The organism is Geodermatophilus sp. SYSU D00696, assembly GCF_054050235.1.
Genome location: NZ_JBJGYY010000010.1, coordinates 1 through 15,862 on the forward strand (window position 1 = coordinate 1; position 15,862 = coordinate 15,862).

Annotated in this window: 8 protein-coding genes; 2 read left to right on the plus strand and 6 right to left on the minus strand. The window is 77.1% G+C overall.

From position 1 onward, the window contains the following. Nucleotides 1–613: 613 nt before the first annotated feature. From ACI79O_RS08340 to ACI79O_RS08355, 4 genes are read right to left on the minus strand one after another with little or no spacing between them, the layout of a single operon-like run. Nucleotides 614–1,237 carry an isochorismatase family protein gene (locus tag ACI79O_RS08340; protein ID WP_456887038.1) on the minus strand — a complete coding sequence of 208 codons (624 nt, stop codon included), beginning with the start codon at nucleotides 1,235–1,237 and terminating at the stop codon, nucleotides 614–616. Then, a complete protein-coding gene (locus ACI79O_RS08345; RefSeq protein ID WP_456887040.1) occupies nucleotides 1,234–3,111 on the minus strand; it encodes a hydantoinase B/oxoprolinase family protein in 1,878 nt (625 codons plus the stop codon). The genes ACI79O_RS08340 and ACI79O_RS08345 overlap by 4 nt, the downstream gene beginning before the upstream one ends. A gap of 3 nt (nucleotides 3,112–3,114) precedes the next feature. Then, entirely contained in the window at nucleotides 3,115–5,175 is a 2,061-nt protein-coding gene (locus ACI79O_RS08350; protein ID WP_456913835.1) for a hydantoinase/oxoprolinase family protein, read from the minus strand. Continuing rightward, nucleotides 5,172–5,864 carry a GntR family transcriptional regulator gene (locus ACI79O_RS08355; protein WP_456913836.1) on the minus strand — a complete coding sequence of 231 codons (693 nt, stop codon included), beginning with the start codon at nucleotides 5,862–5,864 and terminating at the stop codon, nucleotides 5,172–5,174. The genes ACI79O_RS08350 and ACI79O_RS08355 overlap by 4 nt, the downstream gene beginning before the upstream one ends. A gap of 177 nt (nucleotides 5,865–6,041) precedes the next feature. Between ACI79O_RS08355 and ACI79O_RS08360 the strand changes: the two genes are divergently transcribed. Both ACI79O_RS08360 and ACI79O_RS08365 read left to right on the plus strand, forming a co-directional pair. Continuing rightward, nucleotides 6,042–6,929, plus strand: a complete 888-nt coding sequence (locus ACI79O_RS08360; protein ID WP_456913837.1) for an isocitrate lyase/PEP mutase family protein — start codon at nucleotides 6,042–6,044, stop codon at nucleotides 6,927–6,929. A 123-nt stretch (nucleotides 6,930–7,052) separates the two neighbouring features. After that, nucleotides 7,053–13,010: a DUF4011 domain-containing protein gene (locus tag ACI79O_RS08365; RefSeq protein ID WP_456913838.1), complete on the plus strand. Its 5,958-nt coding sequence runs from the start codon at nucleotides 7,053–7,055 to the stop codon at nucleotides 13,008–13,010. Nucleotides 13,011–13,213: 203 nt separating this feature from the next. Here ACI79O_RS08365 and ACI79O_RS08370 read toward each other — a convergent pair whose 3' ends face one another. Continuing rightward, nucleotides 13,214–15,433: a SpoIIE family protein phosphatase gene (locus tag ACI79O_RS08370; RefSeq protein WP_456913839.1), complete on the minus strand. Its 2,220-nt coding sequence runs from the start codon at nucleotides 15,431–15,433 to the stop codon at nucleotides 13,214–13,216. 10 nt (nucleotides 15,434–15,443) lie between these two features. After that, on the minus strand, nucleotides 15,444–15,794 hold the full coding sequence (locus ACI79O_RS08375) for an STAS domain-containing protein (RefSeq protein ID WP_456887052.1): 351 nt from the start codon (nucleotides 15,792–15,794) through the stop codon (nucleotides 15,444–15,446). Between the last annotated feature and the right edge of the window lie 68 nt (nucleotides 15,795–15,862).

Here is a 15,862-nt window from a genome sequence, read left to right on the forward strand (position 1 = left end):
CGACCCGCCGCCCCCCCCCCCCCCCCCCCCCCCCCCCCGGCCGGCCCCCCCAGCCCCCCCCCCCCCCCCCCCCCCCCCCCCCCCCCGGCGGCGGGGGCGGCGGCAGGGGCGACGGTGACGGCGCGACCACCGGAGGCGGCGGGACCTCGACCGGGGGCGGCGTCACCGCCACCGGAGCGGGCGACGGCACGGACGACGGCGCGGGCGTCGGGGTCGCGGTCGGCGGAGCCGCGGGCGCGGACGTGGGCGCGGGCCCGGCCGCCGGCGGCGGGGCGACGGGGTCCCCGGTCCGGACCGCGGGCGCGACCAGCGCCGCCAGCCCGACGACCACCGCCAGCAGCACGACCGCGCCGCCGGCCACCCAGCCGCGACGCCAGACCGCGCCCTCGGCGCGGTGGCGGGAGCGGCTGGGCAGCACGTCGGTGTCGCCGTCGCCCGGGTCGTCGAACGCGCCGTCGAACACGTCGTCGAACACGTCCAGGGGCGAGGGGGGCCGGCCGGTGTGCACCGGCGCGAACCTACGGAGCGGAGGTCCCCGGCTCCGCGCGACCCGCCGGACGGCGAGGGCGGCGCCTCCCGGGGGCAAGGGGGGACACCCGGGAGGCGCCGCCGGTCAGGGGAGGCGCTGGAGCGCGGTCAGCGCCTCGGCCAAGTTCACGACGTCGGCGTACTTGGCGTCGAGGTCGGCGAGGTTGTTCTCGTGCAGGGCGGGGGTCCGGTCGGCGCAGGCCTGGCGCACCACCTGCGGCCGGAACCCGGAGTTCAGCGCGTCCATCGCGGTGGCCCGCACGCAGCCGGACGTGGAGACCCCGGCGACCACCACGGTGTCCACGCCCAGGCCGGTCAGGGTCGGCGCGAGCGTCGTGCCGAAGAACGCCGAGGCGTACTGCTTGACCACCACCGGCTCCCCGGGGTCGGGCTTGAGCGCGAGCTCACCCCACTCCCCCGGCGCGTCCTCGGCGAACGCGGCGAGCGCCGGCACCTTGCGGACGAACAGCCCGCCGTCGGCCAGGCCGCGGGTGTAGCGCACCGCCGTCCACACCACCGGGTGCCCGGCGGACCGGGCGGCGGCCACCAGCGCGGCGGTGGCCTCGACCGCCGGGCCCGGGTCGGGCAGGGCGAACGGCCCGCCCGGCTCGGTGTAGGCCCGGCAGAGGTCGACGACCACCACCGCCGGGCGCTCGCCCCAGCCGACCCGGCCGGAGAACGACGGGCCGTGGGGCCCGGGGGCGCTCATCCCGCCGCCCACACCGGGCGCCGCGGCGCGGGCAGGCCGGTCTCCTCCTCGCAGCGGGCCAGCAGCTCCTCGATCGGCGGGCCCATGTCGAAGACGGGCAGCTCCGCGGGCCGGTCGGCGCGCATCGTGTCGCGCAGGGTCTCGGTGGCGTCGGCGTCGACCTCGCCGTCCTCGGTCAGGCAGACGCCGTACCGCTCGGCGCCCCGGGAGGTGACCAGCCCGCGGCGGACCTCCCGGGCCACCAGCTCCGGGTCGCGCTGCAGCGGGTCGCCCCACCCGCCGCCGCCCCAGGTGACGAAGTGCAGGACGTCGCCGGGCCGCACCGGGACCCCGTGGCACTTGCTCGGCAGCACCTCGCGAGTGCCGTCGGCCCGCTCGATCCACTTGCGGCCGCGGGCGCCGGGCTGCCCGCCGTTGACCCCCCACGGGTAGGTGAGCCAGCGGTCGTCGTGGATGGCGATCTCGCCGGGCTCCTCGAACACGTAGGCGACGTCGACGCCGTTGCCGCCGCGGTGCAGACCGGCGCCGCCGGTGTCGGGGACGGTCTCCCACCGCTCGATCCGCAGCGGGTAGTAGGACTCGAGGTACTCGCAGGGGATGTTGACGAAGCTCGGCCACAGCGAGTGCCCGTCGGGGCCGTCGCCGAGCGGCCGGCCGGGGATGCCGCCGAACCCGATCGAGTACAGCTGGAACCACTCGCCCTTCCGCTCCCCCGACGAGTAGTGGCCGGAGTACATGAAGTGCGGCGAGGAGGAGAAGCCGGCCGCGTTGAGCAGCGCCGGGTTGGTCTGCCCGAGCAGGCCGCCGAACAGGTCGAACACCCGCCCGATGCCGTGGTTGCGGCCCGACAGCGCCGCCGGGAACTCGGGCTTCCAGTACGACCCGTCCGGGATCGTGACGTCGACCAGCGGGTAGAAGCCGTCGTTCCACAGGATCTGCGGGTCGGCCACGGTGATCATGTAGATCCCGAAGAACATCCGGGCCAGGTTCTCGTTGAGGTAGTAGTTGATCGGGCCGGCCGCCTGCGGCGAGGACCCGGTGAAGTCCAGGTGCACCTTCTCGCCGGTGCGGGTCAGCGACAGCTTCAGCTCGTAGGGGCCGTTGCCGACGCCGTCGTCGCAGATGTAGTCGGTGAACGAGAGGGTGCGGCCCTCCTCGAACACCATCTGCAGCAGCACCTTCATCGCGTCGTGGTTGCGCTGCAGCAGCGCGTCGAGCGCCGACAGGTAGGTGGCCGTCCCGAACCGCTGGCACATCTCCACCACCCGCCGGGCGGCGGTGCGGCAGGCGGCGACCAGGCCGTTGAGGTCGGCGCGGTTCCAGTCGGGCTTGCGGACCTGGTTGAGGATGATCCGCAGCGCGTCGTCGTTGAGCACGCCCTTGCGGTAGAGCTTGAAGGGCGGGATGACCACGCCCTCCTCGTAGATGGTGCGCGCGTCGGTGGGCATCGACGACGGCGTCTTGCCGCCCACGTCGGACATGTGGCCGAACATCGACGCCCAGCCCACGACCCGGCCCTCGTGGAACACCGGCATGACCAGCAACCAGTCGTTGGCGTGGCTGATCGCGGCGCCGCACGAGTACGGGTCGGACGTCAGCAGGACGTCGCCCTCCTCGACGGTGTCGTCGAAGCCGTCGAGGAAGTCGGGGATGGACAGGCCGAACTGGCCGACGACCATCTTCCCGCTGGGGTCGCCGATGAGCGGGAACTCGTCGTGCTGCTCGCGGATGCCCGGCGACAGCGCGGTGCGGAACAGCACCTCGTCCATCTCGTAGCGGGCGTTGCGCAGCCCGTTCTCGATGAGGTCGAGGGTCACCGGGTCGACGTCGACGCGCTCCACGCCGCCGGTCGCGGTCTCGATGATCCGGGCCACGGGTCAGCCCTCCGAGGGGGTGATCAGCAGGGACCCGGACGCGTGCACTTCCGCCGCGTGCCCGGGCAGGACGAGGGTGGTGGAGTCCATCTCGGTGACGATCGCGGGGCCGCGCACCACGTCCCCGGCCCGCAGCCGCGCCCGGTCGTAGACGCCGGCGGTCACCCGCTCGCCCTCGACGTGGACCGGGTGCTCGGTCACCAGCGCCCCGGACGGGTCGCCGTCGCCGGCCTCGAGGTGCACCGGGGTGACGTCGGGCCGCGGGCCGGTGACGGTGGCGCGGGCGTTGACCAGCTCGTGGTCGACGTCGAGCAGGAAGGAGAACAACCGGTCGTGCTCGGCGTCGAAGGCCTTCCCGAGCTCGCCCAGCGCGCCGTCGCCGTCCAGCCACGCGGGGTCGACCTCGACCGGGATCTCGAAGCCCTGCCCGTGGTACCGGACGTCGACCTGGAAACCGACGGTCTGGTCGGCCCGCGCCAGGCCCTGCGCGGCCAGCCGCCCGCCGGCCTCGTCGGCCAGCTCGCGCAGGATCTGCGCCAGCTCGCCGTCGGTCAGCTGGCCGAAGCGGCGCAGCACGGTGCGGGCGGACTCGTCGCGCCGGCTGGTGGTCGCGTCACCCAGGGCGCACAGCACGCCCGGTGACGGCGGGACGATCACCGGCCACGCCCCGGTCAGCTTGCCCAGCGCGTTGGCGTGCAGCGGCCCGGCGCCGCCGAAGGCGACCAGCGCGAAGTCGCGCGGGTCGAAGCCCTGCTGCACCGAGACCAGCCGCAGCCCGCCGAGCATGTTCTCGTTGACGATGTCGACGATGCCGGCGGCCGCGGCCTCCGGGGAGTCCAGGCCCATGGCCTCGGCCACCTTGCTCACCGCGTCCCGCGCCGCCTCGACGTCGAGGGTGATCTCGCCGCCGGCCAGCGCGGAGGGCAGGTAGCCGAGGACGACGTTGGCGTCGGTGACCGTGGGGTCGACCCCGCCCTTGCCGTACGCGGCCGGGCCGGGGTCGGCGCCGGCCGACTGCGGGCCCACGCGCAGCGCCCGGGTCAGCTCGGGGACGTGCGCGATCGAGCCGCCGCCGGCGCCCACGGTGCGGACGTCGACGCTGGAGGCCCGCACGGTGAGGTCGCCGACCTCGGTCTCCCGGCCGATCCGCGGGGACAGGTCGCGCACCAGCGCCACGTCGGTGGAGGTGCCGCCCATGTCGAAGGTGATCAGGTCGCGGTGACCGCATTGCTCGGCGACCCACACCGCGCCGGTCACCCCGCCGGCCGGGCCGGACAGCAGCATGGTCACCGGTGCCGCGACCGCGGCGTCGGCCGACTGCAGGCCGCCGTCGCTGCGCAGGATGGACAGCTCGCCGGCGACACCGCCCTCGCGCAGCCCCTCGGAGAGGTGGCGCACGTACCGGTCGACCTGCGGCTGCACGTAGCCGTTGGCCACCGTGGTGAGCGTCCGCTCGTACTCGCGCAGCTCGGGCAGCACGTCGGAGGACAGCGACACCGGGACGCCGGGCAGCACCTCGGCGGCGAGCTCGCGGATGCGGCGCTCGTGCGACCCGTCGGCGAAGGAGTTGACCAGGCTGACGGCGAGGGCCTGCACGCCGCGGCGCGCGAGCTTCTCGAGCTGGGCCCGGACGTCGGCGTCGTCGAGCGGGCGGACCACCGACCCGTCGCTGGCGATCCGCTCGTCGACCTCGACGGTGTCCTCCAGGTCGGCCAGCGGCTCGGGCTTGGGCCAGATGATCCAGCCGGCCAGCCCGCCGGGGACGAAGCTGCGCGCGATCTGCAGCACCTGCCGGAAGCCGCGGGTGGTGACCAGGCCGACGGTGGCGCCCTTGCCCTCGAGGATGGCGTTGGTCGCGACCGTGGTGCCGTGCAGCACCTGGGCCACCTCGGCCAGCGAGATGCCGGCGTCGGCGCAGACCTTGTCGATGCCGGTGAGCACGCCGACCGCCTGGTCGGCCGGGGTGGAGGCGGTCTTGGCCCGCCAGGTGGCGCCGCTGTCCTCGTCCACGAGCAGGACGTCGGTGAAGGTGCCCCCGACGTCGACTCCGAGCCGGTAGCTCATGCGGTCTCCTCCTGGCGGATCGCGGTGGCGGTCATCTGCAGCCGGGCCGCCCGGACCATGACGGCGCGGGCGTTGGCGATGTGCGAGGTCATGACGGCGCGGGCCCAGGCGGGGTCGCCGGCGCGCAGGGCGGCGACGATCTCGCTGTGGTGCGCCAGGCTGCGGCGCAGCGACTCCTCGTCGTAGGTGAGGAAGTTGCGCCGCACGATCGGCGGGTGGATGGCCGCGGCGAGGGCGGCGGCCAGGGCCGGGTGCGCGGCGAGGGCGACCAGCCGGTCGTGGAAGGCGCGGTTGAGCGGCACCAGCGCGTCGAGGTCCTGGCCGGGACCGGGGGCGCCGACCTCGTGCATCCGCCGGGCCAGGGCGTCGAGCTCCTCGACGTCGGCCGGCCGGGCGTTGGGCACGGCGTGCGCGGTCAGCTGCGGCTCGAGGACCGACCGCAGGTCGAACACGCCCTCGAGCTCGGCGACGGTCCAGGTGGCCACCCGGGCGCCGCGGTTGGGGACGACCTCGACCAGTCCCTCGGCGGCCAGCCGGGACAGCGCCTCGCGCACCGGCGTGCGGCTCACGCCGAGCCGGTCGGCTAGCTCCACCTCGCCCAGCCGCGCGCCCGGGGCGAGGTCCCCGCCCATGATGAGTTCGCGCAGCGCGGCCAGTGTCCGCTCCGCGGACGTCTGCGGACGTGTCACCGGTCACACCTCCCCGTGATTGCATGCAAGGTAGGGGTGCCGACCGCCGGACACAAGGGTCCGCCGGGAGACCCCGCAGTTCCGCTTCGACGGTTGCCGTGCACGTCAGGACGGGTGCAGACTGCGCGCGACCCGGACCGGCCCGAGTCGGGCTCTGTATGCAACCGAGGGGGCACCGTGGGTGATCTGCTGGAGAACGGCCCGGCTCCGCGGGCCCGGCTGCGCGAGCTGCTCGCCGGGCCCGGGCCGCTGGTGGCGCCGGGCGCCTACGACGCGCTCTCGGCCCGGCTGGTCGAGCAGGCCGGCTTCGACGCCGTCTACATGACCGGCTTCGGGACGACGGCCTCGCTGATCGGCCGCCCCGACGTCGGGCTGCTGTCGGGTGCGGAGATGGTCGACAACGCCCGGCGGATCGCCGCCGCCGTCGACGTCCCGGTCATCGCCGACGCCGACACCGGCTACGGCAACGCGCTCAACGTCGTCCGCACGGTGCAGCTCTACGAGCAGGCCGGGGTGGCCGGGATCCAGCTCGAGGACCAGGTCATGCCGAAGAAGTGCGGGCACATGAGCGGCAAGGCGCTGGTCGGCACCGCGGAGATGGCCGGCAAGGTGCGGGCGGCGGTGGCCGCGCGGCGCGATCCCGACCTGGTGGTGATCGCCCGCACCGACGCGGTGGCCGTCAGCGGGGTCGACGACGCCCTGGAGCGCGCCCGGGCCTACGCCGACGCCGGGGCCGACCTGCTCTTCGTCGAGGCGCCGACCACCGAGGCCGACGTCGAGCGGATCGCCTCGGCGCTCGCCGGCGTCGCGCCGCTGGTGTTCAACTGGGCGGAGGGCGGGCGCACGCCCCCGCTGTCGCTGCAGCGGATGACCGAGCTTGGGTTCGCGCTGGTCATCTACCCGATCGGCACCCTGCTGGCCGCCACGGCGGGCATGCGCTCGCTGCTCGCGGCGCTGCGGGCCCAGGGGGTCCCGCCGCTGGAGGGGCTGCCGTCCTTCGGCGAGTTCACCGACCTCGTCGGCCTGCCCGAGGCGCAGGACCTCGAGCAGCGCTTCGCGGGGTAGGGGCGCTCATCATCGGCAGCCGCCGGAGGGCTCCGGACAACGTCTCGGCGCTCCTGTCACACCCGCCCCAGACGCTCGCGGCGATGACCGGACCGTTCCGTCCGGGCCGGTAGACAGGATCCCGTGAGCACCACCGACGCCCGGCCGCATCCGCACGACGGTGCCCCCCGGGTGGCCGTGGCGATCACCGCCACCAGCACGCCGGTGCTCTCGCACGCCCTCGCCCACAACCGCGTCCCGGTGGTCTCCCGGCTGGCCTTCGCCACCCACGGCGCGGCGGTGTCGGGCGCGGTGGTGCGGCTCGGCGTCCAGGACGCCGAGGGCCCGGTGGGGCGCCCGGTGGAGCTCACCGTCGACCTCGACGCCGACGCCACCACGGTGCTCAGCGACGTCGACCTGGTCATGGACCCCGCCGCGATGCTGCAGATCGAGGAGCAGCGGCCCGGCGTCATCGAGATCGACGTGACCGTCGACGGCGCCGACGTCGGCGGCACCGCCGTCCCGGTGCAGGTGCTCGCCGCCGGCCAGTGGCTGGCCACCCCTCTGCCGCTCGCGCTGGAGCTGCTGGCCGCGCACGTGCTGCCCAACCACCCGGCGGTCCCGGCGCTGCTGACCGAGGCCGCGGCGCTGCTCGACGAGCGCACCGGCGACGCGTCGCTGGACGGCGGGGAGGCCGGCCCGGAGCGGGTCGACGAGATCGTCTCCGCGGTCGCCGCCGCGATGCGGGCCCGCGGCATCCGGCACAGCGAGGCGGCCGCCGACTGGGCGCACATCGCGCAGAAGGTGCGCACCCCCGGCGACGTCCTCGACGGCCGGGTCGGCACCTCGCTGGACACCACGGTCGTGCTCGCCGCCGCGCTGGAGGCCGCCGGCGTCCGCACGCTGCTGTGGCTCACCGAGGGCCACGCGTTCCTCGGCTACTGGCGGGAGGAGCGCAGCGCCGAGAGCGTCGCGACCACCGACGTCGCACCGCTGGTGGACTCGGTCGGGCTCGGCCTCGTCCGGCTGGTGGAGACGACGCTGCTGACCAGCCGCAGCGACGGGGACCCCGACGCCGAGCGGCTGCACCGCGCGGCCCGCGACGCGTGGCTCACCGGCGGCGCCGACCGCGTCCTGGGCGTCACCGACGTCCACCGCGCCCGCCGCGACGGCATCCTGCCGCTGCCGGCCCGCACCCGCGGCCCCGACGGCGCGCTGCAGGTGGTCGAGTACCGCGCCGCCGAGCACGACCCGGCCGCGCGCCCGCCCGGCCGGCACGCCGCCCCGGCCGCCGGCGCCGGGGTGCCGCCGCGGGTGCAGCGGTGGAGGGACGACCTGCTCGACCTGGGCCTGCGCAACCGCCTCGTCCACCTCCCCCATGGCGCCGGCCTGCCGCTGGTCGTCCCCGGCCTCTACCTGGCCACCCTGGCCGAGCTGCTCGCCGACGGCGGGGTCACCCTGCTGCCCAGCGACCGGGTGCCGGCCGCGGACGCCGACGGCGGGCCGCGCTCGGCGCGGGAGCTGCCGGTCGGCGTGCTCGGCGAGGTCCTCCACGAGGGCCGCGCCGTGCACGCCGACGTCACCGAGGGCGGCTACCTGCCGCGGCTGCGCGCGCTGGCCGCCCGGGCGCGCACCGTCCGCGAGGAGACCGGCGCGAACGAGCTGTACGTCGTCGCCGGCAGCCTGGCGTGGGAGCTCGACGGCCGGTCGATGCGCTCCCCGCTGGTCCTGCTGCCGGTGGTCCTCTCCCCCGCCGACGGCTCCTACCGGCTGGCCGCCGACGACGCCGCGGTCGCCGTCCCGAACCGGGTCCTGCTGGAGAAGCTGCGCCGGGTGCACGGGCTGACCGTGCCCGGGCTCGACGGCGAGGACGACGACGGCGTCGACCTCGAGGGCGCGCTAGCCGCGGTGCGGCAGGCGCTGGCCGACGCGGCGCTGCCGTTCCGCGTCGAGGCCACCGCCGACCTCGCCGTCCTGCCCGCCGCCCGGTTCCGCGCGTGGCGCGACCTCGACCGGTCCTGGACCGAGCTGGCCGCCAACCCGCTGCTCGCCCACCTGGCGCACACGCCGACCGCCCCGTTCGCCGACCCGGTGCCACCCGCCGCGGCCGACGCCGACCTCGACGAGCTCGCCGCCGCCTGCCCGCTGCCCGCCGACGCCGCCCAGCTGCGCGCCGTCGCCGAGGCCGCCGCCGGCCGCACGTTCGTGCTCGAGGGCCCGCCCGGCACCGGCAAGTCGCAGACCATCGCCAACCTGGTCGCCCGCGCGGTCGCCGAGGGCAAGCGGGTGCTGGTCGTGGCCGCCAAGCAGACCGCACTCGACGTCGTCGCCCGCCGGCTCGAGTCGGTGGGCCTCGGCCCGGCCACCCTCCCCCTGCACGGCGACGCGGCCCGGCCGGCCGGGCTGCGCGCCCGGGTCCGCGCGGCGCTGGACCGCCCGGCCGGCGTCGAGGACCCGGGGCCGCCCGCCGACGTCGAGGGCCTGCGCGCCGCGCGCCGGACGCTGACCCGCTACGCCGACCGGCTGCACGCCCCCAACGCGGCGGGCCTGTCCTTCCACGCCGCGCACACCGCCCGGCCGGCCGCCGGCGAGGACGTGCCGCGGCTGCCGCTGCCGCAGGAGTTCGCCGCCGCCGCGCCGGCGGAGACGCTGACCGCGGTGCGCCGCGCGCTGGCGCTGCTGCCCGCCGTCGCCGACCTGGTGCGCCCCTCGCCGCGGCACCCGTGGGCCTTCGTCGACACCGCCGGCGTCGACCTGCGCGCCGCCCACGCCGCCGCCTCCGCCGTCGACGCCGCGATGCGCGCGCTGCCGGCCGAGCCGCACCTGGCGCGGGCGCTGCGCGAGGTGCGCACGCCCGGCGACCTCGACGACCTCGCCCACCTGCTGTCCGCGCCCGCCGTCGGCCTCGACGTGCTCGACGAGGTGCCCACCGAGCGCTGGTCGGTGGCGACGACGACGGTGCTCGGCGAGGTCGCCGCGTTCACCTCCGCCGTCCACCCGGGTCTTGAGCTGGCCACGCCCGAGGCGCTCGCGCTGCCGCTGGCCGACCTCTACGTCGCCGCGCAGACCGCCCAGGCCGGCCACTGGTGGGCCCGGCAGGAGGGCCTGCGGGCGGTGCGGGCGCAGCTGGCGCCGGTGCTGCGCCCCGGCGTGACCCTCAAGCTGCGCGACGTCCCGGAGCTGACCGCCGCGCTGTGGCGGCTGCAGACGGCGGCCACCGGCATCGCCGCGCGCGCCTCGGTCATCCCCGGGCTGTCGGTGCCGGCCGGCTGGAACCCGCTGCTGGCCCCCACGCTCCTCGACGGGCAGGTGGCCTGGCTGCGGCGGGCGGGCGCGGTGGTCGACAGCGCCCGCGAGTTCGCCGTCGCGCTGCGCCGCTACGTCGTCGCCGGGCCCGGTCCCTCCCCCGAGGCGGCCGCCGCCGTCGTGCGGCTGCGCGACGAGCTGGACCGGCTGCTGCGCGTCTGCCGCAGCACCCCCGCGCGGCTGGCCGCCTGGTGCGGCGACGACGGCGTGCTGCTGCGCTGGGCGATGACCCGGCCCGAGCGCGGCGTCGAGCACAGCGGGCTGATCTCGCTGCGCCGGTGGGCGGAGTTCCTCGACACCCTCGAGCCGCTGCGCGACGCCGGCCTGACCGACGCCCGCGCCGCGCTGGTCAGCGGCCGGCTGCCCGCCGAGGACGCCGTCCGCGCCTTCGAGCTCGGCCTGGCCGCCGCGTCGGCGACCGAGCGCAGCGCCGCCACCGGCCTCGACGAGTTCGACGCGGCCGCGCACGACCGGGCGGTCGCCCGCTTCACCGCTGCCTCCCGCGCCGTCCGCGCGCACCTCACCGGCGCGCTGCCCGCCGCGGTGGCCGCCCGGCGCCCCGACGACGACCTGCTCGGCGCGCTGCGGGATGCACTCGCCGACGGCGGGCCGGGGGTGCGCGCGCTGCTCGCGGAGCACGGGGACGTGGTCACCGCGCTGCTGCCGTGCGTGCTGGCCGGCCCCGACGCGGTCGCCCGGTTCCTCCCGGCCCGCGCCGGCCTGTTCGACCTCGTCGTGTTCGACGAGGCCTCGCAGCTGCGCGTCGCCGACGCCGTCGGTGCGCTGGGCCGGGCCCGCGCGGCCGTCGTGGTCGGCGACGGCGCGCAGCTGCCGCCGACGCCGCTCGCCGAGACCACCGCCGCCGGCGACGAGCTGCCGGAGCTGCCCGGCACCGCCGTCGAGGACGAGGAGTCGATCCTCTCCGAGTGCGTGCGCGCCGGGGTGCCGCGGCTGGAGCTGTCCTGGCACTACCGCAGCCGCGACGAGTCGCTGGTCGCGTTCAGCAACGCGCACTACTACGGCAACCGGCTCTCTTCGTTCCCGGCGCCCACGCCGGGACGGCCGTCGGCCGGGGACGGCGGGCACGGCATCTCGCTGGTACGGGTGCAGGGCACCTTCCACCGCACCGGCGCGGGCCGGCTGCTGCGCACCAACCCGATGGAGGCCAAGGCCGTCGTCGCGGAGGTCCGCCGCCGCTTCGACGCCGCCGCCCCGGGCGAGGTCCCCTCGATCGGCGTGGTCACCGTCAACGCGCAGCAGCGGGCCTACGTCGAGTCGCTGCTGCGCGACGCCGGCGACGAGCGGCTGGCCGCGGCCCTCGACCGCACCGACGGCGAGGGCGTGTTCGTCAAGGACCTGGAGACCGTGCAGGGCGACGAGCGCGACGTCGTGCTGCTGTCCACCGTGTTCAGCGCCGACGACCGCGGCGTGCTGCCGCTGAACTTCGGCCCGCTCAACCGGGTCGGCGGCGAGCGGCGGCTCAACGTGGCGATCACCCGCGCCCGCCGGCAGGTCGTGGTCTTCTCCTCCTTCGACCCCGCGGCGCTGCGGGCCGAGCAGACCTCCTCGCTGGGCATCAAGCACCTGCGCGCCTACCTCGACCTGGCCGCGCTCGGCCCCGACGCGCTGCCGCGGGAGGCGCGGCGGCCGGGGATCCCCGACCGGCACCGCGACGAGATCGCCGCCGCGCTGCGCGAGCGCGGGCTGGCGGTGCGCACCGACGTCGGCCTGTCGGGGTTCCGCGTCGATCTGTCGCTCGCCTCTCCCGACGCGCCCGACACCCCCGTGGTGGCCGTGCTGCTCGACGGCCCGGCGTGGGCCCGGCGGCGCACGGTCGGCGACCGCGACGCCCTGCCCGCCGAGGTGCTCGCGGGGCTGCTCGGCTGGCCCGCCGTCGAGCGGGTGTGGCTGCCCGCGTGGCTGCGCGACCGCGACGCCGTGCTCGACCGGCTCACCGCCGCGGTGACCGCGCTGGCCCCGCCGGCGCCCGCGGCCCCGGTGCTGGCCGTCGTCGACGCGCCGCCCGCGCTGCCGGACGACGACGAGGAGCCTGCCGGTCCCGGCCCGGCCCCGCGCGGTGGGCCGGTGCTTCGGTCGGTGGCCTCGGCCGCCGTCGCCGCCCTGCCGGCGCCGCGGCACCTGCCCGACCCGGCGGCCGCCGACCCCGAGGCCCCGCCGGTGACGCCGCCGGTCGTGCTCAGCGTCGTCCCGCCGGTCCCGGAGGAACCCCTGGCCCCCGAGGAGCCGCCCGCCGAGCAGCGGTTCCGGGCCTGGGCGCCGAAGCCCGCGGGCGACCGGAAGGTCCTCGACGCGCTGGCCGACCCGCGCAACGCGCGCCTGGTCACCCGCGTGCTCGCCGCGGGGCTCCGGGCGGAGGGGCCGGTGCACCGCGACCGCCTGGTCCGGCTGGCCGCCGGCGCGTTCGGGCTGTCGCGGGTCAACGAGGCCCGGCGCGACGCGCTGCTGGCGCTGCTGCCCGCGCACACCCTCGACGGCGACGTGGTCTGGCCGGCGTCGGTGGACCCGGCGACCTGGACGACCTACCGCCGCCAGACCGCCAGCGCCGCCCGGCCGCTGGACCAGGTGCCGCCGCAGGAGGTGGGCAACGCGATGGCCGCGCTGTGCCGCGGGGCCGGCGGGCTGGCCCGCGAGGACCTGTTCGCCCGCACCGCCGAGGTTTTCGGTTACCGGCGTCGCACGCCGTCCCTGGTCCCGCTGCTCACCGCGGCACTCGACCGCGCGGCCGCCGCCGGCCGGCTGACGGTGCACGAGGACGGCCGCGTCACCGCCTGCTAGAGGACCCCTGCTGCCCCCGCCACTCGCACGCTCGTGGCGGGCTCCTGCAGGAGGGCCGCCGCGCGCAGTCGTGCTCTGCACACAGGTGTAGGCAGAGCACGAGCTTCGTCGGGTCACCTCCGGTGACCCCCTTCGTGCTCTGCACACGGGTGTAGGCAGAGCACGACCGTCCGCGGGAGCACACCGGTCCGGCGACGGCCGGGTCAGACGCGCGCGAGCCCCACCACGGTGACGTCGTCGGTTCCCGCCGGGTCCAGCGCGGCGACCACCGCGTCGACCACCTCCTGCGGCTCCCCCGCCGCGGCGGCCACCGCGTCCCGCACGGCGGCCATGCCCTCGAGCAGCGGGCGGTCGCGGCGCTCGACCAGGCCGTCGCTGTAGAGCAGCAGCCGGTCGCCCGCGTCCAGCCCCAGCTCGACCTCCGGGTAGGCGGCGTCGTCGAGCAGGCCCAGCGCCGGGCCGCGGCCGTCGGTGACCAGGACCGCGGCCCCGCCGGCGGCGTGCACGGCCGGCAGGTGCCCGGCGCTGGCCAGGGTCAGCCGCCCGGTGGCCGGGTCGAGCTGGGCGACGACGGCGGTCGCCATCTCACCGGGCAGCAGCGCGGCCACCAGCCGGTTGAGCTCGGCCAGCGCAGCGGCCGGTCCCTCGTCGCGCAGCAGGGCCGCCCGCAGCGCGTGCCGCAGCTGCGCGGTCACTGAGGCCGCCGTCAGCCCGTGCCCGGCGACGTCGCCGAGCACCACGGCCAGCGTCCCGCCGGGCAGCGGCACCAGGTCGTACCAGTCCCCGCCGACGACGTCGGCCTCGCTCGGCCGGTACCGCGCACCCAGCGCGACGCCGGGCACCTTCGGCAGCCGCTCGAGCAGCAGCGTGCGCTGTAGCGCGGCCGCGAGCCGGTCGTCCTCGCCCGCGCGGGCCAGCACCGCCGCGCCGAGGTGACCGGCCAGCGCGCGGGCGGCGGCCACCTCGTGCCCGTGCCAGGGCCGGGCGGTGCCGCGGACGGTCTCGGTCCAGCGGGCGAACGAGCGGCGCGGGCTGAGCCGTCCGCCGTCGACCTCGGACGTGCGCGGGTCCCCGCCCCAGCTGACCTCGCGCGGCGTCTCGGGGCGGAACCAGGCGAGGAAGTCCCCGCGCCCGCCGCCGACCTCGACGGCGAGCACCCCGCTGGCGTCGGTGGCGAGGTCGTCGAAGCCCGGCAGGTCGAGGGTCAGCCGGTCGGTCGTCCCGCCGGCGCGCAGCACGGCCGGCACCAGCGCGGCGACCCGGTCGGGCGGTGGCGTCGTCCCGAGCAGGTGCAGCCGGCCGTCGAGCCGGACGGCGGCGCCGGACGCCGGCAGCAGGTCCAGCGCGGTCACCGCGCCGTCGACCAGCGCCGCGGCGGGCGTGCGCGGGCTGCGGCCGATCGCGCCGACCAGGTCGGCCTCCCGCTGGGAGACCGCGACGACGCGGTCGCGCTCGCCGGCCCCGACGGTGGTGTGCAGCAGCAGCGAGGCGGTGCGTCCGAGGAACTCCGCGGCGGTGCGGTCGGCGTAGGAGGGCCGGTGCGGACCGCTGTAAGAGTGGCAGGCGACCAGGCCCCAGAGCCGGCCCCGGTCGATGAGCGAGACCGACATCGAGGCGGTGACGCCCATGTTGGCCAGGTACTCCAGGTGCACCGGCGAGACGCTGCGCAACATCGCGCCCGACAGGTCCAGCGGCGCTCCGGTGCCCGGCACCCGCGGCGGCACGAGCGGCACCGGGGTGTAGGAGGCGTCGGGGATCAGCCGCATCCAGTTGGTCGTGTACAGCGCCCGGGCCTGGGCGGGGATGTCGCTGGCCGGGTAGTGCAGGCCGAGGAACGGCTCGAGGTCGGGGCGGCGGTCCTCGGCGACCACCTCGCCGTTCCACTCGGCGTCGAAGCGGTAGACCATCACCCGGTCGAACCCGGTCAGCGCGCGCACCTCGCGGGCGAGGACGGCGGTGAGCCCCTCCAGCGTCGTCGGCGCGGACAGCCGCTGCAGCACGGTGGGCAGCCGGCGGTGCCAGGCCGCGCCGGCCTCCCCGGCGCCGGCGACCGGCTCCCACTCGGTGACGAGCAGGCCGCCGCTGCGGGAGAGCACCAGGTCCAGCTCTGTGCCGCCGGGCGCGACCCGCAGCGGGTCGGCCTCGGCGAGGTCGCCGGCCAGCGCGGCGCGCAGCCGCTCGACTTCGGCAGGGGTGAGCAGGTCGGCCAGCGTCGCGGGGTCGGCGCCGAGGACGTCGGCGGCGTTGGCCGAGGCGACGACGACGGCGAGGTCGGGCTCGCTGACGGCGAGCAGCGCGCCGTGCGGCTGGATCGCGCCCGGGACCGCGATCGGCTCCTCGGCGCAGCGGGCCAGGGCCTCCTCGTCGACCCGCCGGCGGACGGGATCGGGCGCAGGCGGGGTCGGCGTCCCGGTGGAGGTCACTCCACCGACCCTACGACCCGACCTCCCCGTCGCCCCGGCCCGCGGACTCGACCACCGGCACCAGCCGCTCGAGCTCGAGCAGGTCGATGACCAGGCGGACCGCCTTGTTCTCCCGTGGGCACACCACCTGCAGCGACGTGCCGGCCTCGGCCGCCCGCCGCGCGGAGCGGACCAGCTGCCGGGCGCCCGAGGAGTCCAGGAAGGTGGTGTCGGTGAGGTCGATGACCAGCGACCGCGGCCCCGCGGCCAGCTCGGCCTCGACGCACTCGGCCAGTCGGGGGACCGTCGCGATGTCGAGCTCACCGCGTACCCTCAGCGCGGGTCGCCCGAGTCCCGCACCGCGGTGGACGGCGAACTGCACGATCGGGCTCCCTCGATGACGGAACGGACCCGAGGAGCGTAACGCGGCGTCGGAGAGGGGGCCTCGGC

Coding starts and splice junctions, on each gene's coding strand:
- ACI79O_RS08340 (WP_456887038.1), bottom strand. CDS start 1,237: ATGAGCGCCCCCGGGCCCCACGGCCCGTCGTTCTCCGGCCGGGTCGGC.
- ACI79O_RS08350 (WP_456913835.1), bottom strand. CDS start 5,175: ATGAGCTACCGGCTCGGAGTCGACGTCGGGGGCACCTTCACCGACGTC.